Raw genomic sequence first — 23,947 nt, forward strand, 5'->3', positions numbered from 1 at the left:
CATGACAAAATTTAAATTAGTAGCAACAGCAGCGATGGGCTTGGAAGCAATCGTAGCAGAAGAAGTACGTGAATTAGGATATGAAACACAGGTAGAAAACGGTAAAGTGTATTTTGAAGGAGACGAGATGGCGATTGCCCGCACGAATTTATGGTTACGTGTAGCAGACCGTGTGAAAATCGTCGTTGCACAATTTCCGGCAAGAACATTCGACCAATTATTTGAAGGGGTAAAATCCGTTCAGTGGGAAAAATATTTACCAGTGGATGCAAATTTCCCGGTTTCCGGTAAGTCAGTTAAGTCGACGTTGTTTAGTGTACCTGACTGTCAGGCCATTACGAAAAAAGCAATAGTTGAACGTCTGAAATTAGCCTACAAGCGATTAGGATTTTTAGATGAATCGGGACCAACATTCAAAATTGAAATATCGATTTTAAAAGATGTGGCAACATTAACAATAGATACATCGGGTGTCGGTTTGCATAAACGTGGATACAGAACGACGCAAGGTGAAGCGCCTTTAAAAGAGACGCTTGCAGCTGCATTGGTGAAAATTTCGAAATGGTCGCCAAGTCGTCCGTTTGTAGACCCATTCTGTGGTTCAGGAACAATTGCACTGGAAGCAGCAATGATTGGTCAAAATATTGCACCAGGCTATAATAGAGAATTTATTTCGGAGTCTTGGCCATGGATGAAACAGGATATTTGGGATAAGGCCCGTGATGAGGCGGATAATTTAGCGAATTATGATCAGGAACTTAATATTATCGGTACGGATATCGATCATAAAATGGTAGCAATTGCTCAGGAAAACGCTCTTGAAGCAGGCTTTGGCGACTTGTTGACTTTCAAACAAATGCAGGCAACAGATTTTACTACGAAGCTAACGGATGGGGTTATCGTAACGAATCCACCTTATGGAGAACGTATTGGTGAAGTGGAAGAAATTGAGAAAATGCTCCGCCAATTTGGTCAAGTGATGCAAAATTATCCAACATGGTCAGTTTATATGCTGTCATCAATGGAAGAATTTGAAGTGCATTACGGTAAAAAAGCAACGAAAAAGCGTAAGTTATTTAACGGATTTATTCGTACAGATTTGTATCAATATTGGGGTCAAAAGTCTAAGCGTGAAAATTAATATGAAAACTACATTGGTGCTAAACTAATGTAGTTTTTTGTTGCATATTAGTATTTTTTTTATGTATTTAGATGTATAATGATGAGTAAAGTTTTTTTTTGTTGACTATAATTATAAAGAGTGTTTTTGCGGAAGGAATGGCCACCCATTCCTTCCGCTTCATATTGAGGGGGAACATCCATTTGAGAAAATCTTTACCTTTTGAACTATCAAGAGAAAAAACTTTCTTTGATTCGTTAGGTGATTGGCTCGGTGACGTATTATATGATGAGCTACCAGAACGAGGCTTTGAATGCCGTGACGAACAAATATTTATGGCTTACCAAATAGAACAAGCATTAAAAGAAAAGAACGTATTATTTGCTGAAGCAGGTGTAGGGACAGGGAAGACAATTGCCTATTTATTACCTGCTGTCTCATACGCACGCTATACAGGGAAACCGGCTTTAATCGCCTGTGCAGATGAAACATTAATCGATCAGCTAGTAAAAGAAGGCGGCGATATTCATAAACTTCGCGATGTTTTGGAGCTTGAAATTGATGTCCGTCTTGCAAAATCACGCGATCAGTATTTATGTTTAAAGCGTTTTGAAGAAGCGGAAAAAAATGAAACAGAAGACTGGATTGATGATATCGCTTTTTCAATTCCGGATGGTGTGTATGCTCAAGGCAGTATGATTGCAGTACAGCCTTATGGAGAGCGTTCGGATTACCCGTTAGTGACGGACGAAGATTGGCAAAAAGTGAATTACAATTCTATTATGCAATGTGCTGTTTGTGATTTACGCAATCGTTGCGGTCAAACATTACACCGTGCCCATTATCGTAAATCGACAGACCTAATTATTTGTTCCCAAGATTTTTTAATGGAACATTTAGCGACGAAGGAGTCCCGTGAACGTGAAGGGCAACTTCCTTTATTACCGGAAGTGTCGATGATGGTACTTGATGAAGGACATTTACTGGAATATGCTGCTCAAAAAGCATTAACATATAAAGTTCAAGCTTATACAATTGTAGAATTACTAGAGCGCTTAATGGTAGATGGTGTGCGTGAGCGTACATTATATGCGATGGAGCATTTACAGGACCATCACGAGCTGTTTTTTGACCAATTGCGTGAGGATGTAATTAAGTCAGAGGAAGACAGAAAACGGATAGTTAAATCAGAGCGTCTAATTCAATTTGGTGAGCGTGTTATAGCAGATGTTGACCAACTGCTTGAAGAGTTAGTATTTGAATCAGAGCTTTACATGATTCCAGAATATGAGCTCAACATGGCTGAAGAATTTTTAGAGCATTATGTAGCAGCGATGCGCATTTTCGTTGCACAGGGTGATGCCGTAGATTGGCTTGAGGATACTGATGGGGAAGAAACGTTAGTAATTATGCCACGCCTTATTACTGATGTTCTATCTGAAACATTATTCTCGAAAAAAATGCCGATTGTATTCTCGTCTGCAACGTTATCCGTGAAAAAGGATTTCAGCTATATTGTAGCGAGTTTAGGAATCGAAAAATATCAGAGCTTTAGTGTACCTTCACCGTTTGATTATGAAGAAGTCATGAAAATTTACTTGCATGAACTTTCTCAAACTGACAAAGTTGCAAAAGTAGAACAGCTTCTTAAAGATGAAAAGCAAACGCTAATCCTGTTTAAATCAAAGCAGGCGATGAATCAGTTTAAAGCTAATGTAGGTTTAATGACGCGACTGAATATTGCATTCGAAGGCGACCGTGAGCTATCTGCAATTGTACGTGAATTCCAGAACGGTGAAATTCAGGCATTATGTTCGTATCATTTATGGGAAGGTTTGGATTTACCGGAAGAAGCGTTGACACGCGTTATTATTTTCGATTTACCATTCCCGCCGCATGATCCGTTATTTGATGCGAAACGCTCATTTGCACAAAATCCATTTGAAGAAGTTGAGTTGCCATTCATGCAGCTTCGTCTTCAACAAGGAATGGGCCGTTTAATTCGTACTTCGAATGACCATGGTGATATTCATATTTTATTAAACGATGAAGAAGTTAAAGTAAAATCAGACTTTGTAGACATTTTGGCAGTAGAGCCACAATAATATTTTTAACCCGTTTGAGCATTCGAACGGGTTTTTTGTATGTGTATATTATGGAAGGAAATAGACGGAGAAATTCCCCTTATTTTAATTTAAGATTGAAAAAAAGCCCAAATAGAGGTAGAAATTCCGCTTATTAAGCTTAAAAGTACGTAAAATGATCAAATTTTCATTACATAAACGGAAAATCTCCCCTTATTCTCCTTAAAAGTAGGGGCAATTTTTAAATAAGGGTAAATCTTCCGCTTATTTTTAAATTGAATAACTCCACTTTTTCGGGAGCTGTAATAAATTTCAATTTTGTTAAAATAAAGTGAGTCAAAAACAATATCCGTCCGTCTATATGAATAAGGAGGTGGGAAGTAAATTGCCGATTGAACGTATGTACGTCACATATAGTGATAGCATTTATCATTTTATTTATTTTTTAGTTGGTGATGATGAGCTGGCAAAAGATTTAACGCAGGAAACCTTTCTAAAGGCGATCAATGGCAACCCCCAATTTCGTGGTCAATCTAGCGAAAAAACTTGGCTCTCAAAAATTGCGCGCAATCTTGTTTACGACCATTTTCGCCGTAAAAGATTATTGAAATTTATTCCGTTTCTACATGAGCATGAACAAATCGACTATACATATTCACCCGAACATTGGCTTCAAGCAAAAAATGAGCAGTATGAGCTTTATGAAGCATTAGGAAAGCTCCCTCACCATTACCGTGAAGCAATTGTATTACGTAAAATCGAACAATTTTCAATTAAAGAAAGTGCTCAAATATTAGGATGGAATGAAGCAAAAGTAAAGAATGCTACAGAGCGTGGGATGAAAAAAATTACTGAGCTGCTAGGAGGGGAGCGAGATGCTTGATTCAAAATTAAGATCATTACAGAGAAAAAACCTGGATGAAGAAACAAAGAATAGCCAACTTTTAAAATTAAATAAGCGAAATAATGATTACATGAAAAAGCAAAAGTTTACGTATAGTGTAACACTCGTGCTCTTCGGATTATTACTATTTGTTTTTTCCCAAATAATTACAGAGTCCCCTAAATCTATACAGTCGCAACAATCAACAAATTTCGAGCTTGGGGAAGTAACGAAAGCCTACTACCTTTATAGTAAACGTGCTTATCGTATGTACAACTTAACTTCACCCTTTTATACGGATAAATTATCTACCACGGATCCCGCTATATTAAATGAAATTGAGCTGTTATTTAAAAATAGTGAAATGTCACCGTTTACTGGGGATTTAACGAATTATACAAATTCAACAAACTATTTATTTCAATTAGAGAACGGGGATTCTGTATATTTAAAAGAGATTGGTGAAAACGGGAACTCATTTTTTGTTAATCCGAATACAATGATGCAATTCAAATTACCTGAACAAAGCCATGAACAATTTCACACCTACTGGTTACATATATATATTGAAAAAAATAATTTTCCTCCCTGGAAAATTGGGTTACTGACAATTTTATTATCAATATTTGTTTATGTAGCGATTAAAACAAAAAGTAGAGGAATAAAGGAAATAAACTCACCGATAATTAATTTAACTTGCTTAGTACTTACATTTATTAGTATCCATCAAATGAATGAATGGCTTGGTGTAAATCATTTGCTGATGATGTTATTAATATTTACTTTTTTTATTTCAGCTACTGTATATTTACACATTTTAATAAAAAAACAACAACCAAATTGGAAACATCATATACAAAGAATATTTATCGTAAATGTTATTCTGTTTGTATTGTTTATCTAAAAAACCTATCCACTCTTTTCAGTGGATAGGTCTATTATTCTTCCTCTTCTTCATCATCAATTGTATAAAGAATAATGATATCTCCAATACCTTCTATTGATGCAGGTATTTGGAATGCTTGCTGGAACCCATATAATTTCGTATGTCCTACCATCACCGTAGGAGGGGTGATATCAAGTTCCAATTCATATTGTCCTGCATATGTACATAAATTACCAGCAATCATATTTCCAAGCTCACCAGTAAATGACTCCAGCATTGGGCCTTCTAAAGGCATGCCAAACATTGCTGAGCCAATTGAACCAAAAATTTCAGGCGATCCATCTATAATTACACGACCTTTTAAATCACCGACTAATCCTATTAGTACACCCATCTCTTTTTGTTCATAAGGTTCTGTTGCAATCGAAGGAGATTTTACATCTATATTCACAGGTATAATAGATTTTAATGAATGGATTGTACCATTCAAAATGGTTTGAATATGCTTAGAAGTACTCAAATGAATTCCCCCTTACCATGACTTTTACTACATATTACCATGTTACTTTAGTGTATGTATACAGAAATTCCAAAAGAAAAGGCATTGACGCTAAAATAGAAACGATTTATAATGAAATTGATAATTATTATCAATTGTTAAGGCGGTGTGTAAAATGTTGTATGCGTTAGTTGGAGCAACAGTAATTGTTTATTTATCGATTGGAAACTTTGTTTTAAAGAATGTCGCAAAATAATGCACAAAATCTTTACTTAAAATAAAATTTATTCAGCGCAATGTCATCTTGACAAAGCGCTTTTTTCATTGTTATTATAGAAATTTGTTGGAAAATATTACATATTATTAAGTGTCATTACTATTTAAAGGTGAGATTATGATGATCAATATTGCAGAGAGAAATAATGTGACAATATTAGGGGAAGGGGAGCAAGTATTATTATTTGGTCATGGGTTCGGATGTGATCAATCGTTATGGCATTCTTTAACGACTTATTTAAAGGATGCATATAAAATTATTTTATTTGATTATGTCGGTGCAGGTAAATCGGACATTTTAGCGTACGATTCTATAAAATACAATAGTTTAGATGGGTACGCGCAAGATGTAATCGATGTTATAGAAGCTTTTGATCTGAAAAATATTATTTTTATTGGGCATTCCATAAGTTCTATGATTGGTATGCTCGCAGCAATAAAAAAGCCACAGTATTTTTCAAAATTAATTATGATTGGCCCATCCCCATGCTATTTAAATGATGGAAGCTATATAGGTGGCTTTAGCCGTAGTGAAATTGAAGAGCTGCTAGAGACGATGGAAATGAATTTTGAAGGCTGGGCAAGTTATATGGCCCCGATGGCAATAGACCAGTCCAAAGATTCATATTTGACTAAAACGCTTGAAAGAACTTTCGTTTCGACGAACCCTAGTATTGCTCGCCAATTTGCCGAAGTAACTTTCTTTAGTGATTATCGTCATCAATTAGATGAACTGCAAATACCTACTTTATTATTGCAATGCGCAAATGATAGCATTGTCCCGATTGAAGTAGGGGACTATTTAAATGAGCATATACCGGATAGTGAATTAGTAATCTTAAATACGAGAGGTCATTATCCGCATTTAAGTGATCCAAATTTAACTGCAGAAATCATTTTACAGTATTTAAAGCGAGGATAGGAGCGAAATGATAAATGGATAGTCGATTATTTCAATTACCTTGTGGATATATGGAAACGGATTTACAATATGTGATTACGGATATAAATGAAACACTTTTAAACTGGACGAATTATAAACGTGAGGACTTAATCGGAAAGCATATAGAAAAATTATTTTCTGCAAGCAGTAAATTAATTTTTCATTCCTATCTTTATCCGAATATGTCGATTTATCATTTTGTAGATGAACTGTTTATTCATGCACATAATTCAGAAGGTCATACTATTCCATGCTTAGTTAATGCAAAAGAGATTCAGTTGGATGATGCAGCTTTAGTATCTATCGTTTTTATGCCAATGAAAAAAAGGATTGACCATGAGCGTGAAGTTCGTCAAGCTAAATTAATGCTGGAAGAGGCTTATAAGGAAAAAACAATCGCTTATGAGCATCTTCATCGAATTAATAAGGAAATTGAAAATAAACAAGATCAATTACTTAGTATGAATGAGGAACTTACGAAAATTTCCAATACGGATAATTTAACGGGGATTGCGAATCGACGCTTTTTCCAACAGCAGCTTACAGGGTATGTGGAGAAATATCGCCAAAATGGTGTGCCGTTCTCTCTACTTGTAATGGATATTGACCATTTTAAGCAAGTCAATGATACTCATGGCCATGCAATTGGAGATCTAGTATTGGCTCAATTGGGGTTGATTTTAAATACTGTGGCACGAGAAAATGATACAGCTGCAAGATATGGCGGGGAAGAGTTTGTATTATTATTAGGTGAAACTGCTGAAGAAGAAGCATTTCAACTTGCCCAAAATCTAAATAAAAGGCTGGAGCAAACGATTTGGCCGACAATAGGAAGGCTGACGGTAAGTATAGGGTGTGCTACTTTTCAAGAAGACGATACCGAAATATCTATCTTTGAACATGCAGATAAGGCACTTTATGAAGCCAAGCGTAAAGGGCGTAATTGTACTATGCAATATGAAACGTGGAAGGATTTATAAAGACTGTGATTTATGGGTAACGGGTTCAGTTTATAGAGAGAAAAAGATAATGTAAATGACACTCTAATTAGCATTAATATACAGGATTTTATTCATTAACACCATTTGTGCAGCTTTACTCAAAATTCTCCGAACCTGTTGCTATAACTGACATTTAACAAAAGTGCATATAACACCGTATAAACAATTCCCCAACGAAAAGGCACAATCGCTTCTAAATGATATGCTCCCCATTAGGTAGACAGATTAAAAAATAAAATCTGTTTGTCGAATGGGGGGCATTTTTTGTCTAATAAAACATTTTCAATAGATACTAAGATTTTGGCTCTTAAATATTTAGATGAAGGTCGTTACTCGGTAAGAGAAATTTGTCGCATATTCAATGTGAATGTAAGGAACTTATATGAATGGCGAGCTAAATATCAATTTGGAGGCACAAGCGCATTACTTCGTCCTGCGAAAAATAAAATTTACCCTCAAGAGTTGAAAAGAAACGCCATTGAAGATTACTTAACAGGTAAGTATTCAAAGCACGAGATTATGACCAAATATGGAATCAGTGGTCAAAATGTATTCAACAGGTGGTTAAAAAAATATAATAGTCATAGTGATTTAAAAGACTCGAATAAAAGGGTGAGCCAAACTATGACTAAGGGAAGAAACACTACTCTAGAAGAACGAATTGAAATTGCGAAAACTTGTATAAAGAATCAAAAGGATTATAAAACAACGGCAACTCAATATAATGTGACTTACCAACAAGTTTACCAGTGGGTACGGAAGTTTGAAGTTGGTGGCGAAGAATCTCTTGAAGATCGCCGTGGGCGAATGAAATCAGCGGATGAACGTACACCAGAAGATAAATTACGGTTAAAAATCCAACAAATAGAACGTGAAAATGAAAGATTACGTGCTGAAAATTTACTTTTAAAAAAGTTAGAGGAAATCGAAAGGAGGCTTCGTTAAGTAAAATTCGTACGCAGAGTCATTATTTAGCTATTCAAGAATTAGCAGAAAAAGAAAAATTTCCGATTCTATTACTTTGTAAATTAGCTAACGTATCACGAGCAGCTTATTATAAATGGTTAAACCGCCAGCCAACATCGCAAGAATTGGAAAACAGACAGTTAGTAGCATCCATTAATCATTTATATAAACAAGTAAATGGTATTTACGGCTATCGTAGAATCACTATGACAATCAATCGTCAGCGCGAAAAAGAAGGCTTAAATAAAGTAAATAAAAAACGTATTTATCGACTGATGCAGATTTCCGATTTACAGGCAGTTATTCGATGTCGTCCAAAAAAGTACCGTAAGGTAACACCAGATTACACAGCTGAGAACGTATTAGCACGCGAATTTACGGCCAAAAAGCCAAATCAAAAATGGTGTACAGACGTAAATGAATTCCAGTATGGAAATGGTAAAAAGGCTTATTTAAGTGCGATTATTGATCTATATGACAAGTCTATTGTCAGTTACAAATTAGGACATTTAAATAATAATGATTTAGTTTTCAAGACCGTTAAACCAGCTATACGCCAGTTAAATCAAAAGGAATTTCCTATCCTACATAGTGATCGAGGATATCAATATACATCAAAAGAATTCAAGCGAATCATAGAGAAAGCAAATCTGACACACAGTATGTCGAGAGTCGGCCGCTGTATTGATAATGGACCGATAGAAGCGTTTTGGGGGACTCTAAAAGTAGAGAAGTATTATTTACATAAGTTTGAGACGTACGAAGAGTTAAAACATGCGATTGATACATATATAAAATTCTATAACAACGAACGATATCAAGAAACATTAAACGGCTTGAGTCCTAAAGAGTTCAGGTCTCAAGCCGCTTAAAGCATTTTTATTATTTCCACTGTCTACTTGACAGGGAGCAGTTCATAAATCAACGTTTGTGCCTTCTGGATGTGTTCCTATGCTTTTATTTGGAAAGATTATCACTCGTTTTTTTTAGATAATTTACTCCATAATTTCTTTATACTTAACAAGATAACAGAAAATATACTTGTTTTTAATAAAAAAATAAAAGCTGTTATCAAAATGATTGGCAACATATCTTTAAATGAGAACTTTTCTAATTCGGAGAAATCAAAGTCCTTTAAAGAAAAAAACAACATAATTAATGCAGCGATTAATACGAGCCATTTTTTTTGAAGTGGATTTGTATTATTCAAGTAAAATAATCCCCCTAGTTAATTTATATTATATAGTTTTTTACTAAGTCACTTTATTATATCAATATAATGACCGGAGAATAGATAGATAATATTAACTATATTCTAACTTTCTTAATGACCTTATTCCATAACCTCTCATATTTCCCCAATTTATTGAATCAACCCTTGCTTGGATCAACTCTTAAAGAGCCTGTTTTCGGCCAACTTCATTTGTAGAAATTATACAATATAACAACCGACAAATTGGGAAAGAATAATTAATTGAAAAGGATAGTTTATGTATAGAGAGGTGAGCAGCTAGTTTTCACGATTAGCTTCAATGAAAAAATTACAGGGTATTTATGAGTATGCTGCACAGATGACGGCTAAAGGGAAGGTTGCGACATATATCCCGGCTCTAGCTACGGCCGATCCGAATGCTTTTGCTGTTAGTTTAGTATCAATGGAAGATAAGATCGTTTTTTGGGAATGTACTCAACTTTTTACACTTCAAAGTGTAGTAAAGGTATTTAGTTTTATGGTGGCAATGAACCACCACGGGATCAAGGAAATTATGCGTTATGTTGATGTGGAACCTACAGGGGATTCCTTTGATTCTATCGTCCGTTTAGAAAGTCACAATAAGAAGCCTTTTAACCCGATGATTAATGCAGGGGCAATTACAGTAGCCTCTTTATTACCCGGGGAAACGATGTATGAAAAAGTGAAATCAGTAACTTTATTTTTAGAGAAAATAATCGGGAAGAAAGTACACATCGACAACGAAGTATATTTATCAGAATATCATGCAGCTGATTACAACCGGGCGATTGCCTATATTTTGCAGGCAAATGGCTTTTTAAAATCAGACGTAGAGGAAGCATTGCAAGTATATTTACAGCTCTGCTCAATCTCAGTTAATGTAGCAGATTTAGCGAAAATGGCTCTTTATTTTGCGACCAATGGTAAAAATAGTGCCGCTACTTGTAGTAAAGAAGTGATTCATATTGCTAAAGCATTAATGTTCACATGCGGGATGTACAATGCATCTGGGAAGTTCGCGGCATTCATTGGGTTACCAGCAAAAAGTGGTGTGTCCGGAGCGATAATTGCAGTTGTGAAAAATGGGGCAATTGAGCACTTACAAGGTCCAATTGGAATAGGGATATATGGTCCTGCAATCGATCAAGTTGGCAATAGCGTTGCTGGCATTGCCTTTTTAACACAGTTATCAAAGGAATACGACCTGTTTTGTTTATAAAGAAAAGGAACAGTCTTACATAATGAATGAGAGACTGTTCCTTATTGTTTGCAAAGGCTTCAATTATTTTTTAAAATGATTTTTCATTTGATAACAGTATTCAAAGGCTGACCAATTAATTCGTATTTTACATGTAAATAGGCATAATTAATCTCTTTATATTGTTGTGGAGATTGATTAATTAGTTGCTCAGCATATTTTTTTATACTTTCTGTAGCTTCATGCAGATTATTGAATAAAATAAATTCTTTTAGTTTGTTAATATAAAATTCGGTTGTCTTTTGAAAACAGGCAGCTGAAATTTCCTTGTAATCATTAGGTGATTGCGCTAACAATTGTTGTGTAGTGTTTTTAATGGTATTTGCGTCTGCCTCTATTTGATATATTGACATTACTTCATTCATCAATTGCTTATATTGAAGTACTTTGTTCAATTGCATATTATATTCCTCCTATAGTCCAAAAAAATAGCAACATAGTAATTTGAAGTTGTCGCTAAATGGTCGCTTCATAAAGAGACAAGGAATACAAGAGAAGTTTTCTTTTTCGCAATGAAAACCTTTGTATAATTGTCGCACTATGAGCATGAAGAATATTCACTTTCATACTCTAAACCTCCTATCCGCGTAGGTTAATGGTTTGTACTTGAAAAGGCAGGTCTCCTGGCTTATCATCAACGCTCCTCACACCTTCCCATTTTCGGCAATAGTGGTTATATTGTGAGTGGCTCCGAATCACAGTTGCGGGACAGCGACGGATTCACACCGTTCTTCCCTTTTAATTAAATGTTAAATTTAAACCTTTTCCAGTAAAATTTAGTTATTCTTAGATAGCTATTTGTAAACAATAAGGGGAGAGTAATACAAATAGCTATCCTACAATGACTAAATATAAATTTTTCATTTACCTGAATTTAAGTTAGTGAAAATAAGAGGAAGTTTTCCGCTTATATTTTGAAAGACCTCAGTTTTAGATGTAAATAAAGGGAGGTTTTCCGGTTATATATAAAAAAAGCCACTTGTTTTCCTGTTGTGAAATGCAATAAGCGGAATTCCGCCTCTTATTTTGGCTGATTTTTAGATTAATTTCCAAATAAGCGGAATTTCTCCGTTTATTGATCCCATAGCTTATCGTCTGACCTACTTTTAACAACAGTAAACCACTAATACTTAAGCGTTTAGTGATTTACTGTATTTTTGTGAAATCAGACAGATAATACTTGAGTGCGTAGTAGCTTAGCGGCTTCTACCATATTTATTAATGAAGCAATCGTCTCGGACTCATGGCGTGTTTTTAAGCCACAGTCAGGGTTAATCCAAAATTGATCTTTTGGGATAACAGCGAGACTTTCTTCTAATATAGAACTAATCTCTGAGATGCTTGGAACACGGGGACTATGAATATCATAAACGCCTAAACCGATGCCAAGTTCATATGGATGTACTTTTAAAGAATCAATTAGCTCTCCATGGCTTCTGGAAGTTTCCAATGAAATAACATCTGCATCCAGAGCGCGGATAGGAGCTATAAAATCATTGAATTCGCAATAGCACATATGGGTATGAATCTGTGTATCTACCGCCACTTTTGATGTTGCCAGCTTAAACGAATCTACCGCCCATTGTAAATATTCATCCCAATTTTCCTTGCGTAAAGGTAGTCCTTCCCGAAGTGCCGGTTCATCAATTTGGATAATTTTAATTCCTGCATCTTCTAGTGCCTTAACTTCCTGCTGAATTGCCAAACCAAGCTGGTAGGCGACTTCTTTTCTTGGAATATCATCACGAACAAATGACCAGTTTAAAATAGTTATAGGTCCAGTGAGCATGCCTTTTACATATTTTGATGTAAGCTTCTGTGCCTCAACGACCTCTTTAACAGTCATTGGATGTGTCCATTCAACATCGCCGTATATGATTGGTGGTTTAACACAACGTGAACCGTATGAAACAACCCAAGCATTTTTCGTGAAGGCAAATCCAGTTAAATGTTCTCCAAAGTATTCCACCATATCTGTCCGTTCAAATTCACCATGTACTAGTACATCCAATCCGATTTCTTCTTGAATTTGAATCCAGCGTGCAGTTTCTTCCTTTACAAAGGCTGCGTATTGAGCGTTAGTTATTTCCTTCTTCCGCCATGCCGCCCGTGTTTTCTTTACTAGCTGAGACTGAGGAAAGCTGCCGATTGTTGTAGTAGGGTAGTCAGGTAAGTTTAATGATTTCTTTTGCAGTACTTGGCGCTCTTTAAATGGAACAGTACGTGTGAAATCTGTATCCTTAATTCCTTTAACTAAATTGTTAACTTGCTCATTTTTTCGTATGGGATGTGTCGCTAAAGATTCAATCGCTTTAATACTATTTGCGACGATACCTTCTTTAACCCACGTTCCATGCTGAATATAATTTGTTAAATGCGCAATTTCGCGGATTTTTTCGTCAGCAAAAGCAAGGGCATCATATAATTCAGACGGAAGATTTTGTTCTGAGTTTTTTGTAACAGGAACATGCTGTAGACTGCAGGAAGAGCTAACCCATAAATCTTCTACACCACTTAATTGCTTGACGGTACTTATTGTAGAAACAGCTTCAGCTAAATTAGCTGACCAAATATCCCGACCATTAATTATGCCGATGCTTAATGTTTTATTTTTAGGAAAACCATGTTGCAGAAGCGATTTCATATTTTCTGTTTTACCATGTACGAAATCTAAGCCAATACCTGCAACAGGTAGATTACTTAAGCGCTCAAATGAAGTTAGTGCCTCAAAATAAGTTTGTACTAGTATTTTTGCGTGTGGTACGTCTTCAGTTAATTGTTTATAAACTTCTTCGATTAATAAAATCTCATCTTCCTCGAGGTTTTTAGTGAAAGAAGGTTCTTCAATTTGAATCCAATCAGCACCTGCATCTACAAGCTGCTGGATTACCTGTGCATATAGCGGAATTAACTTTAAAAAGAAGGCGGCACGTGTTTTATCGTCATACCCTTTTGCTAAGTCAACGAAAGTATAAGGACCGATAATTGTTGGCTTTCCTATAATGCCTAGCTCATTTTTAGCTTCTTCAAACTGTTGTAAGATGTAGTTATTTGTTAAGGATAATTCCTGATTTTCATATTCCGGAACAATGTAATGGTAGTTTGTATTAAACCATTTCGTCATTTCACTTGCTATTACTTCGTCAGTACCACGTGCCATTGCATAGTATGTAGTTAACGAAGAAGCATTTGGTAGCACATCATAGCGTTTAGGAATGATGTTAAACATCACTGCTAAATCCAGTACCCGATCGTATTTTGTGAAATCCCCGATAGTAATTAACTGTAGTCCTAAATCCTGTTGGCGTTTCAAGCGATTCAGGCGGATGGCTTTTAGCTGTTCTTCAAATACATCCTCATCAAGCTCTTTTTTCCAAAATTTCTCTAAAGTTTGTTTCCATTCTCGGGTAGCTCCAATATAAGGGTAACCGATAACATTACTAACAATATTCATTTGATAAGCCTCCTCATGTATTTACATAACCCAAATAAAAAAGCTGTTTCCAATGTGACTTGGAAACAGCTTAGGACTTATCTATGCATAGTAAAATAAACGTCTATAATTGACGCTTTATTCGCACAGAACACCACCTATTTCCACGTAGGTATCGGGTGTGTACTAGAAAAAGGCAGGTCTCCTGACTTAACATCAACGCGCCTCTTACCTTCCCGTTAAATAACAGTGGCTTTTTAAGAGTTGCTCCGTAATACAGTTGCGGGACAGTGTTGGATTTGCACCAACTTCCCTTTTAAACGCACAACAATGTGCGTACCTTTTCTTACACGTTATGTAATTGTACAAACTATAGCATAAAAGGAACCATAATTGTATACCTCGGTCGCTAAAAATATAGAATTTTCAGTAAAAAAGGTAAAAAGAAAGACGTAAGACAGCTTTTAATCAACATTTGAAATAACGTGTAAAGGATGTAAAAAGTATTTATTGAAATTCGACTTGTATAGTAAACGAATAATTAATTTGTTTACAAAATAACGAATATATATTATAAATGTTTATAGAGGTGATTATTTTGGATATTCAAAACATTTCGGTAAATACATTAGTGAATGGTTATGAACTTCAAGATGGCCATTACGAATGTTTATTTTGCGAGACAAGATTTGGGATTCATGAAGTCTTTCAACATGAGGGACGGTTTTTTACAGCAGAAGGTACGATAAAGCTGCATATCGGACAAATACATAAATCGTCGTTTCAGGCATTGCTGTCACTTGATAAAAAGGTAACAGGTTTATCGGATGTGCAAATTGAAATGCTACAGTACTTTTTTGAAGGCAAGTCAGATCAGGAAATAGTCGAAAAAAGCAGTTTAACAAGTGTATCAACAGTTCGTCAGCATCGTTTCAAGTTACGTGAAAAGGAAAAGCAGGCGAAAATTTTTATTGCGTTAATGCAGCTCATGAAAAACCCGGAGCACTATGCAATTCATAAGGGGGCGAAACAAGTGGACGAACGCTATAGTATAGAGGAACAAGAACGCGAGAAAGTATTAACGACATATTTCAAAAATGGATTAGACGGTGGCATTGAAACGATTCCAAGTAAGGAAAAGAAAAAGCTCATTATTTTACAGCATATTTTAAAGCGTTTTGAAGAGGGGATCCATTATCATGAAAAGGAAGTGAATGAAATTTTAAAAACTGTCAATGCAGATTTTGTATCGCTTCGTCGTCATTTGATCGAATATGGTTTTATGGAGCGCAGTAATGATGGTTCGGAGTATTGGCTGAAACAATAGGGGGATTTTATTATGAATGTGGAATTAACTCGCTTTCGGGTAAGACCCGGTAAATCTTCTAAAGTGGAGGAATGGCTAAACTTTTTGAATGAACATATGGATGATGTACTTGTAACGCTGGAAGGTGAAAAAATGTATGTGGAAACAATTTTTCATGAAGTTCTGAATGGCGAAGAATATTTATATTGGTATTCGGTTCGTGGAGAAGGCGGTGTGGATGTGGATGAGTCCGATCACTGGATAGATAAAAGACATCTTGAGTATTGGGATGAATACATTGATGCAAGCTTTGGTTCTGTAGATTTAAATACAAAAGTTGTGATGGTTCCGGAAAAAGTCCGTGCTAGTATGGATTTTTAAAGAAGTAATCATTAAAACTATAGTGATCGCAGTAGGATGACCTTCCTGCTGTTTTTTGTGTTTAGTAAGGTATTATTTCCAAATAAACAGGAATGTGAAAACTTTTCTAAATCGAGCCTCGTTAACAGTATGAGGGAGGGATGAGCATGTCGCGTAAATTACAGTTGGAACATTTGATGCAATACTATAGCGAAAAATTAATACGAATTGCGTATTATTACACAAAAAATGCACAATCCGCTGAAGATATTGTGCAAGATGTATTTATTACCTTTCATTATAAAGCAAACTATGAGGAACAAGGGGAAATCGGTGCATATTTAGCGAAAATGACGATTAATAAATCAAAGGATTATTTAAAAAGCTGGGCATACCGTAGCCATTTACTAAAGGATAAAATTGAGATTTTAAAGCGTTCAACACACGAAAATCAGCTTGTTCTCCAACACGAACATGAATTGATTGAGCAGGCTATTTTAGCTTTGCCAGTCAAATGGAGAGAGCCGATTATGTATTTTTATTTTGAAGAAATGAAAATTAAGGACATTGCTATGTTACTTGAAATTCCTGAAAGTACAGTTAAAACAAGACTGACAAAGGCGAAGAAGTTGCTGAAAAATGAGCTGGCTAGCGAAAACTGGGAGGTGCTTTCACATGACGAAGAAACGATTGTACGGGATTGATACGAAGCAAAGTGCAGCATTTGTAGAAAAAAGAGTGATACAGGAGATTCAAAACCGAAAGAAAAAGAATATGCGTAAATTTGTCTTCATTCCTACCGTAATTGTTGTCTCGGCAATGCTGTTATTTTTATTATCTCAACTAGCACCGAATTTACAAAGTGTCACACCGCTAAGCTCTCAATACAAAGTTCCCACAACAGTGCTAGATGATGAATTAATCCTACAGGTAAGTCCAGTATTAGAAAACGATATATTAATGAACAATGAAAGAATAACACCTGAACAGGAATTTAAAAAGGATTATAAAGTTTTGTTATATACTTATTACGGAAAAAAGTTGACTGGTGAAAAAGTGCATTTCGAATTATCACAGCATTGGGCAGATTTTTTCCATGTGAATTTTGGGGAAAATGTTTATGCAACGGGAAGTGGCTCTACCCAAAATAATGATTTAGAAGATTTTATCCATGATGAATTCCGAGTCATATTTAATGCAAAAAACATAAGTGAAGCCGATTTGAGAGCAGCGCTTGATGAAGCTTATTTATATGTTATATATGAAAATTTAGCGGGTGATGTTGTTGAAGAGAAGATTTACTTAGGCGATTATTTAGAGTATATCGAATAAAACGTGAGGCTATAGTTTCGAAACATTTAGTACATTATTCACTCTGAAACACTTTTATAATTTCCAGATAAATATAAGTAAGACCGTACCTCTTATGAAATGGTACGGTCTTTTTTTTATTAGCGTGATTATAACAGGATATTTATTTTGAACAAGTATAGACTCGATAACTAAAAGTTTCCTGATATTTGGTGATAATGTCCAAATGTTTTCTCATGACGTCGTAAAGCGCGGGGTCAATTTCATTGGAGTAATGAAAATCGGGTTCGGATTCAATTGTAGTATGATGCTTTATTTGAATATTTTCAAAGCCAGTCTGTTTTAATAAATCCGCCCAGTCCGTTTCCATAAGTAGGGAATCAAGACCATAAAACTGCATGATTTCTTGTTCTTGGGCATCGTCAAGTCGTTCGTTCAACGTTGGTTCTACAGCAATGAACCGTCCACCACTTTTCAATATGCGGTAAATCTCACTTACTGCTTTTTGTTTATTAACAAATGAAAGGACAGATTCAGAAATAATAAAATTAAAATGATCATTTGGTAAAGGGATATCTTCAATAGAGCCTTCCAATATTTCTACTGGCAAATTATTAATCTTCATTCTATGTCTGGCCTTTGCAACCATTGTCGGATTAAAATCAAGCGCTGTCACTTTCGCCTGGAATGTTTGTGAAATGTAAGCTGCTGTTTGACCAGTACCACAACCAGCATCTAAAACGTGCCAACTACTGTTAATATTTTCATTTTTTAATATTTCTTCTGTTAGATTAATTCCGCCAGGGTGTGCACCACCAATTCCAAGTTCTGCGAGAAGCTCTAAATAGGAATTTTTTATATGTTTCACCTACTTTAAATTTTAATAATGAAATAATTCACACAATTCGCCCGTTTCCAGAAGGGATTACACTTATTAAAACAAGCCACGATGTGAACGAAATATTTCTTTGTATCATATGTCAGTAAAAAGTGATGGTTCTTTTATGAGGGGGATGCGGAGAAAACGGTATTTAGCTAATATTAAAACCAACTAAATTAATAAGTTAACAAATATTTAATCAAAGTACTTGAATTATAGTAGAAAACTATTATATTATATTCCTATAGATAAACTAGGTAATAAAATTTGGGGGAATAATTATGTTACAGATGGCATTAACGGGTATCCTTTGTGGTGCTCTTTTAGGTTTTGTGATGCAGCGTGGACGCTTTTGTTTAACAGGTGGCTTCCGCGATATGTACATCGCAAAAGATAATCGCATGTTTTATGCGTTACTTGTTGCGATTGCCATACAGGCAGTAGGTGTGTTTGCACTTATCGGCGCAGGTGCGTTTGAGTATACAGTAGGGCAGTTTCCATTGTGGGCAACAATAGGAGGCGCGTTTATTTTTGGGATAGGGATTATTTTTGCAGGTGGTTGTGCCACAGGTACTTGGTATCGTGCAGGGGAAGGCTTAATCGGGAGCTGGATCGCATTGGCGTTTTATATGTTAATGGCAGCAATCATGAAGTCTGGTCCATTGGCACAATTTACAGTGGATGCACGTACTCCGGTTGTCGGTACAGATTCAATTGCAGAAACATTCGGCATTAATGTTTGGTTTTTAGTCATTCCGTTTGTAGCCTTGGTAGCATTCGTTGTTTACCGTGAATTACGTAAACCTCGTGTGAAGATTCCAAGCTTAAAGCCAAAGAAAACAGGCTTAGCGCATATTTTATTTGAAAAACGCTGGAATCCATATGTGACTGCGGTTTTAATCGGTTTAATTGCGACATTGGCGTGGCCGTTAAGTGCGGCATCAGGACGTATTTTCGGTCTAGGTATTACAACACCTTCAGCAAACCTTCTCCAGTTTTTAGTAACAGGAGATTTAGATATTATTAACTGGGGTGTGTTCCTTGTATTAGGTATTTTCTTCGGCTCATATTTCGCAGCAAAAATGAGCGGTGAATTCCGTTTACGGACACCTGATACAAAAACAGTTGTACGAAGCTCTAGCGGCGGTATTTTAATGGGTTTCGGTGCTAGTCTTGCAGGCGGCTGTTCGATTGGTAATGGTTTAGTTATGACTTCTATGATGACTTGGTCAGGCTGGACGGCTTTAACATTTATGATTCTGGGAACATGGACAGCATCTTATTTCGTATTTGTGCGTCCATCAAAACAACGTGCAGCAGCGCGTGCATAAGGAGAGATTTTATATGAAGAAAACATTAGAAGTATTAGGAATGGTTTGTCCATTCCCGTTAATTGAAGCAAAAGAAGCAATCAAAGACTTAAACACAGGCGATGAGCTGGAAGTACAATTTGACTGTACACAAGGTACAGAATCCATTCCACGTTGGGCAGCTGAAGACGGTCATGAAGTAACAAACTATGAGCAATTAGGCGAAGCATCTTGGACAATTACAATTAAGAAAAAATAATGAATTAACAGCATCTCGAATTTTGAGGTGCTGTTTTTTTGTAGGGGTTTAAATTTTATTAGAACAATTAAGCGAGTTATTAGAAAAACTTGAAGTGATATTAGAACATTGAAAGGTGATATTAGAACAAATTGCTTCCATTTTAGCACATCTTAAAGGGATATTAGCACATCGGTATTTTATTAGAACGAATAAAAATATATTAGAAGATTTTAAAATATATTAGAAAATCTTACAAGGACAACAATGCTACTTCCCTTGCTTCAAAGAATTCAATAGCTTAATACATTGTAATCCGTCTGATTCAATTCTTGTGATATTACTTTTGAATTTGAACGGGAATAGATTAATTACTGCTATAAAGTAAGATAGAATAATAAATGATCTATACCAATCTGCATACTGGACGTCGCCGAATATCCAGACTAAAGTTGCTGTGAGCAGGTTTAGAATAATACCACCTAAAAATATTAGGATCTTTTGATACCACGCCAAGGAATCAATATTTTCCCATGAGCAATAACCACCGTTCCACCCAATGTTTCTTTTTACAACAAATTTTTTGATTCTGAATAAATCTTCCCCAAATCCAAGTTCTCTAACTTCCTTTCCAAATAACACAACAAATAATGCATGCCCTAATTCATGAATGATAATTACTATTGGTATATATATTATATACATCAAAAAGTTAATTAATTGTTCTTGCATTCAATCCCTCTCCCCAAAGGTGAATAAGTAAAAAATGGTAAACTAACAACTCTAATTAACTCTAGTATAAACCTATTCTTTAATAGTAACTTCTACATATTCCAGAAAATTGGTATATTTCGATTGTCCATCAAAATACTGCTTCACCTCATAGATTGGGTATAATACATCATCTATCTTTTTAGAATAAAGTACAGACTCATCTTGTACACTTACTGAATATTCATCTAAATGCAAGGTATTTTCTCTTATAGAGTTAAAATCATACCAGCGATATTTGCCATCTTTGTGGTGTTTAATTACTTCCCCTAAATAGGCACCGATGCGTGTTATCAAATTATCATGATGTTCTTTTAATAGCAGCTTGCCGAATTCTGTCTGGATTAATCGATCAGCGTATTCATTAACGAGACGAACACTATCTATTGAAAAATCTAAATTAGCTTTTGTTAAATTGTCTTTGTCCCATTTATCAGATGACACATCTTCAAATAACAATTTAGCGCTATATTTCTTGTCATTCTTGATTAATTTCGGTTTGAAAAACATTTTTATACCTCATTTTTAATAGTATTTTATTAGTAACTGAAAGCAAAATTGATAGGATAAACTAGTCTGTTTTAGACTCAATATTATTTTCTATCTCAATTAAAAAATCTACTACAGCTGTTTTCATCTGTTCGATACCTGGTTGTTCTATCGGAAAATGGCCAGCTCCTTCTAAAATTACACAACTTTTTTTACATGTTAATCGATTATAGAAAGATTCACTTAAGTTAAATGGGGTCATTGGATCTACTTCGGGATGGATAAGTAATATAGGACAGACATTAAAGGATTCAGGTTCAATAATTGTTTTCATATTTAAGAAGGTTCTTAGAAATCGTAATGGAATTTTTGTTCCTGCCGCTCGAGGATCATTCATAATTAGTCTTGTCAGTTCAAAGTTATTTGTAATTAACTTCATTCTCGAAACTTTCGAAACGGGAATCCGAAATGAATCCAATGCAAATGGAAAACTATCCATCGCAAATTTACCTAAGCGGCTAATCAGCTTGTTTGGGGCAATTTGATCACGAACATTCTGATTACTTGTATCTACAAAGGTCGTCACAATCAAACCTTTAACGTTTTCGCTCATACTTGCTGCGTGATATGCAAGCATGCCTCCAATGCTGGCTCCTAATAGTACAATTTGTTTACCGTCTCGCTTATATTCCTGTTCCATGAAGTCCTTAATTATGTTTATCCAATCGCAGTAATCCATGGAACTCAATGACTCAGTGTAACTTAGACCATAAGGGGGGAGGTCTGGGGATACCACATCATATCCATTTAATTGTAGCATTCGTGCATATGGAGCCAATAGTCTACCGTTTCCGCCTGCGCCGTGAATTAAAATAACTTTAATTTTTGATCCCGATACAGACATTCGGTCCAAATGGATTGAACAATCATTCCAATCCCACCATTCTTCAGTTGGCAGATTATTTTCATTTATTCTCAATTCTTCAGGGAAAAATCGTTGATACTCTTTCCAATAAATTTCTGTGTCATTGTATGCTAAATTTCTAGAGTTAAATTTCACACATTTCCCTCCAACTGTAGTGTAATAGCAATTTCCTTTTCTTCTAACTGAATTGAATAGAGCGTATCCTGTTCAATTGCAATGCACTGTTTGTGAGTTAGTCTAAATTTATAAGGATGTTTTCAACTTTGCATGTCTTCCTACTAAAGGAACTATTATCGTTTTTTAATGTGACTTTTACAGAATAGTCTTTAGCTTTTTCAAAAATAATTTCTTGGGAATTTTCTAACTGGACGATTAGTTGGTTTTCATTATCTATTGTTTTCTCAAAAACAGTTTTTAACATTTGGAAGTCGGAAATAGTGAAGTCGCCTGCAATATGAATTTGTGTAATGCCAGATATGTTATTCTCTTTAGAATTAGGAACCATATACTTTTCAAACCCTTTACGGATTTTTTCGCTGTCCATTTGTTGAAAACCAATTTGAAGAGGGATTTTTTCAAAGAAATTCAAAAAGCTATTTTGCCAGGGTAATGTTTTTGAAATTAACTTAAAGAAAAATTCAATCTTAATTCTTTCAGGATTGGAAATAGAAATTCCTTCTTTTTGTAAGCGCTGAACCATTGTATTGATGTTATCTACATCAATCATCAAGCAAATTAATCCTCTATGTCCCGAATTATAGGCATGAACCCATTCAGGCTTCCATCCGCCACCATCGTTATTTTTAATGGTGATTAATTCAAAGTATTCATTTCCAGTCCAAATATTAGTTGCTTTAAAACCTTTAGTACCTTTACCCTTTTTTATATTATAGGGAAGGCCAGCTTTTTTAATTTGTTGAACGTCCTCACTTTCTTGCTGGTAATTTGCATCTACATTTATTACGAGATGGTCAAGTTTCATAATGGATCACTCCTTAATGTTAATATACTCAATGTTGAGTATATGGATATTTTTTTGTTCCTCTTTTAATTAAGAGGAACGATTAAATTTTATTTATAACTATTTAATAAATCCTTCACAAAGTTAATTTGCTGTTCTAAAATATCTACCATGTTTTTAGCTACAATAGACATCATTGGTGATAACCCATTTGGTAAATGTTGTTCTTTAATTGATAAACCATCTTCGACTAAAAGGAGTTCTTTTTCAAGCATTTTTAAATGATGTTTTAATGCTTCTTTTGCTCTTTCCTCTTCTAATTGATCAATCATAGATAAACCAGCGTATAAAGAGAGAGGGTAGGGTACATTAGAAGAAACAATAGAGTTATAAATAAGCTCTTTTAAATGCGCTCTTCCTAAATCAGTAATGCGATAAATAGATTTTTGGCGATTGCCGCTATGTTCGATATGATCTATTTCTATAAAATGATTTTGTTCCAATTTTTTTAAAGCATGATAGATGGACCCTACGAGTACACCTGACCATCTTTCGGCTTCATTTTCTTGTAGCATGATTTGTATATCATAGCCAGACATCGGTTGCATATTTAGCGCACCTAATACAAGGAGCTGAGTCAACGTAATCCCTCCTGAAAATACTCTATGTTGAGTATTTTACTTTTTATAAGTATTGGAAGTCAATTTATTTTTTTACATGTTTTTACAATGTGCTCATGTTAACATTTGTGACTATATTTGATTTTTTGTTCAATTATTTTGAAAATAGCTATTATTATGGGGGAAAGTCTAT

General features: G+C 35.1%; 24 protein-coding genes and 2 riboswitches. Of the genes, 14 read left to right on the forward strand and 10 right to left on the reverse strand.

The window, feature by feature from the left end; all coding sequences use genetic code 11:
* Position 1: 1 nt before the first annotated feature.
* The 4 genes from MHH95_RS10405 (at position 2) to MHH95_RS10420 (ending at position 4,991) form a co-directional block, all read left to right on the forward strand.
* Positions 2–1,141, forward strand: a complete 1,140-nt coding sequence (locus MHH95_RS10405) for a THUMP domain-containing class I SAM-dependent RNA methyltransferase (RefSeq protein ID WP_340727479.1) — start codon at positions 2–4, stop codon at positions 1,139–1,141.
* 182 nt (positions 1,142–1,323) lie between these two features.
* Positions 1,324–3,225, forward strand: a complete 1,902-nt coding sequence (locus MHH95_RS10410) for an ATP-dependent DNA helicase (protein WP_340727480.1) — start codon at positions 1,324–1,326, stop codon at positions 3,223–3,225.
* A 364-nt stretch (positions 3,226–3,589) separates the two neighbouring features.
* Positions 3,590–4,087: an RNA polymerase sigma factor gene (locus tag MHH95_RS10415; RefSeq protein WP_340727481.1), complete on the forward strand. Its 498-nt coding sequence runs from the start codon at positions 3,590–3,592 to the stop codon at positions 4,085–4,087.
* On the forward strand, positions 4,080–4,991 hold the full coding sequence (locus MHH95_RS10420; RefSeq protein WP_340727482.1) for a hypothetical protein: 912 nt from the start codon (positions 4,080–4,082) through the stop codon (positions 4,989–4,991). Before MHH95_RS10415 ends, MHH95_RS10420 begins: the two co-directional genes overlap by 8 nt.
* A 34-nt stretch (positions 4,992–5,025) precedes the next feature.
* Here the strand turns inward: MHH95_RS10420 and MHH95_RS10425 are convergent, their stop codons facing one another.
* Positions 5,026–5,493, reverse strand: coding sequence for a chemotaxis protein CheX (locus tag MHH95_RS10425; protein ID WP_340727483.1), 468 nt, complete (start codon positions 5,491–5,493; stop codon positions 5,026–5,028).
* A 373-nt stretch (positions 5,494–5,866) separates the two neighbouring features.
* On the opposite strand from MHH95_RS10425, the gene MHH95_RS10430 reads away from it, so the two are divergent.
* The 3 genes from MHH95_RS10430 (at position 5,867) to MHH95_RS10440 (ending at position 9,530) form a co-directional block, all read left to right on the forward strand.
* Complete coding sequence (locus tag MHH95_RS10430; protein WP_340728746.1) at positions 5,867–6,670, forward strand: alpha/beta fold hydrolase; 804 nt, start codon at positions 5,867–5,869, stop codon at positions 6,668–6,670.
* A 14-nt stretch (positions 6,671–6,684) separates the two neighbouring features.
* Positions 6,685–7,671 carry a sensor domain-containing diguanylate cyclase gene (locus MHH95_RS10435; protein WP_340727484.1) on the forward strand — a complete coding sequence of 329 codons (987 nt, stop codon included), beginning with the start codon at positions 6,685–6,687 and terminating at the stop codon, positions 7,669–7,671.
* A gap of 285 nt (positions 7,672–7,956) precedes the next feature.
* A protein-coding gene (locus MHH95_RS10440) for an IS3 family transposase (protein WP_340727485.1) occupies positions 7,957–9,530 on the forward strand; the annotation gives its coding sequence in 2 pieces (ribosomal slippage) (positions 7,957–8,596 and positions 8,596–9,530; 1,575 coding nt in all).
* Positions 9,531–9,631: 101 nt separating this feature from the next.
* Here MHH95_RS10440 and MHH95_RS10445 read toward each other — a convergent pair.
* On the reverse strand, positions 9,632–9,868 hold the full coding sequence (locus MHH95_RS10445; protein ID WP_340727486.1) for a hypothetical protein: 237 nt from the start codon (positions 9,866–9,868) through the stop codon (positions 9,632–9,634).
* A 322-nt stretch (positions 9,869–10,190) separates the two neighbouring features.
* Here MHH95_RS10445 and glsA point away from each other — a divergent pair, with 322 nt between their 5' ends.
* Positions 10,191–11,111: a glutaminase A gene (glsA, locus tag MHH95_RS10450; protein WP_340727487.1), complete on the forward strand. Its 921-nt coding sequence runs from the start codon at positions 10,191–10,193 to the stop codon at positions 11,109–11,111.
* A gap of 83 nt (positions 11,112–11,194) precedes the next feature.
* On the opposite strand, the gene MHH95_RS10455 is transcribed toward glsA, so the two are convergent.
* Together MHH95_RS10455 and metE are read right to left on the reverse strand one after the other, a co-directional pair.
* On the reverse strand, positions 11,195–11,551 hold the full coding sequence (locus tag MHH95_RS10455) for a hypothetical protein (RefSeq protein ID WP_340727488.1): 357 nt from the start codon (positions 11,549–11,551) through the stop codon (positions 11,195–11,197).
* A 195-nt stretch (positions 11,552–11,746) separates the two neighbouring features.
* A riboswitch (cobalamin riboswitch) is annotated at positions 11,747–11,930 on the reverse strand.
* 385 nt (positions 11,931–12,315) lie between these two features.
* On the reverse strand, positions 12,316–14,604 hold the full coding sequence (metE, locus tag MHH95_RS10460) for a 5-methyltetrahydropteroyltriglutamate--homocysteine S-methyltransferase (RefSeq protein WP_340727489.1): 2,289 nt from the start codon (positions 14,602–14,604) through the stop codon (positions 12,316–12,318).
* 157 nt (positions 14,605–14,761) lie between these two features.
* A riboswitch (cobalamin riboswitch) is annotated at positions 14,762–14,942 on the reverse strand.
* Positions 14,943–15,172: 230 nt separating this feature from the next.
* Here metE and MHH95_RS10465 point away from each other — a divergent pair.
* From MHH95_RS10465 to MHH95_RS10480, 4 genes are all read left to right on the forward strand, one after another.
* Positions 15,173–15,910 (forward strand): DUF2087 domain-containing protein, encoded by a 738-nt coding sequence (locus MHH95_RS10465; RefSeq protein WP_340727490.1) that lies wholly within the window; start codon positions 15,173–15,175, stop codon positions 15,908–15,910.
* Positions 15,911–15,922: 12 nt separating this feature from the next.
* Entirely contained in the window at positions 15,923–16,270 is a 348-nt protein-coding gene (locus MHH95_RS10470) for a DUF6176 family protein (protein WP_340727491.1), read from the forward strand.
* Between the two features lie 146 nt (positions 16,271–16,416).
* Positions 16,417–16,953: an RNA polymerase sigma factor gene (locus tag MHH95_RS10475; protein ID WP_340727492.1), complete on the forward strand. Its 537-nt coding sequence runs from the start codon at positions 16,417–16,419 to the stop codon at positions 16,951–16,953.
* Positions 16,925–17,581: a hypothetical protein gene (locus MHH95_RS10480; protein ID WP_340727493.1), complete on the forward strand. Its 657-nt coding sequence runs from the start codon at positions 16,925–16,927 to the stop codon at positions 17,579–17,581. The genes MHH95_RS10475 and MHH95_RS10480 overlap by 29 nt, the downstream gene beginning before the upstream one ends.
* A 142-nt stretch (positions 17,582–17,723) precedes the next feature.
* On the opposite strand, the gene MHH95_RS10485 is transcribed toward MHH95_RS10480, so the two are convergent.
* The gene (locus tag MHH95_RS10485) at positions 17,724–18,428 is read right to left on the reverse strand and encodes a class I SAM-dependent methyltransferase (protein ID WP_340727494.1); all 705 of its coding nucleotides are present in this window, start codon (positions 18,426–18,428) and stop codon (positions 17,724–17,726) included.
* Positions 18,429–18,721: 293 nt separating this feature from the next.
* Between MHH95_RS10485 and MHH95_RS10490 the strand changes: the two genes are divergently transcribed.
* Together MHH95_RS10490 and MHH95_RS10495 are read left to right on the forward strand one after the other, a co-directional pair.
* Positions 18,722–19,771, forward strand: coding sequence for a YeeE/YedE family protein (locus tag MHH95_RS10490; protein WP_191698099.1), 1,050 nt, complete (start codon positions 18,722–18,724; stop codon positions 19,769–19,771).
* Positions 19,772–19,784: 13 nt separating this feature from the next.
* Positions 19,785–20,009: a sulfurtransferase TusA family protein gene (locus MHH95_RS10495; protein WP_191698098.1), complete on the forward strand. Its 225-nt coding sequence runs from the start codon at positions 19,785–19,787 to the stop codon at positions 20,007–20,009.
* A gap of 249 nt (positions 20,010–20,258) precedes the next feature.
* Here MHH95_RS10495 and MHH95_RS10500 read toward each other — a convergent pair whose 3' ends face one another.
* From MHH95_RS10500 to MHH95_RS10520, 5 genes are all read right to left on the reverse strand, one after another.
* On the reverse strand, positions 20,259–20,720 hold the full coding sequence (locus tag MHH95_RS10500; RefSeq protein ID WP_340727495.1) for a site-2 protease family protein: 462 nt from the start codon (positions 20,718–20,720) through the stop codon (positions 20,259–20,261).
* Positions 20,721–20,792: 72 nt separating this feature from the next.
* On the reverse strand, positions 20,793–21,269 hold the full coding sequence (locus tag MHH95_RS10505; RefSeq protein ID WP_340727496.1) for a hypothetical protein: 477 nt from the start codon (positions 21,267–21,269) through the stop codon (positions 20,793–20,795).
* Between the two features lie 61 nt (positions 21,270–21,330).
* Positions 21,331–22,308, reverse strand: a complete 978-nt coding sequence (locus MHH95_RS10510) for an alpha/beta hydrolase (RefSeq protein ID WP_340727497.1) — start codon at positions 22,306–22,308, stop codon at positions 21,331–21,333.
* Between the two features lie 97 nt (positions 22,309–22,405).
* Complete coding sequence (locus MHH95_RS10515; protein ID WP_340727498.1) at positions 22,406–23,155, reverse strand: VOC family protein; 750 nt, start codon at positions 23,153–23,155, stop codon at positions 22,406–22,408.
* 89 nt (positions 23,156–23,244) lie between these two features.
* Positions 23,245–23,775 (reverse strand): PadR family transcriptional regulator, encoded by a 531-nt coding sequence (locus tag MHH95_RS10520; RefSeq protein WP_340727499.1) that lies wholly within the window; start codon positions 23,773–23,775, stop codon positions 23,245–23,247.
* Positions 23,776–23,947 lie beyond the last annotated feature (172 nt).

The sequence above is a fragment of the Solibacillus sp. FSL K6-4121 genome, assembly GCF_038002585.1.
In the GTDB taxonomy this organism is placed as follows: domain Bacteria; phylum Bacillota; class Bacilli; order Bacillales_A; family Planococcaceae; genus Solibacillus; species Solibacillus faecavium.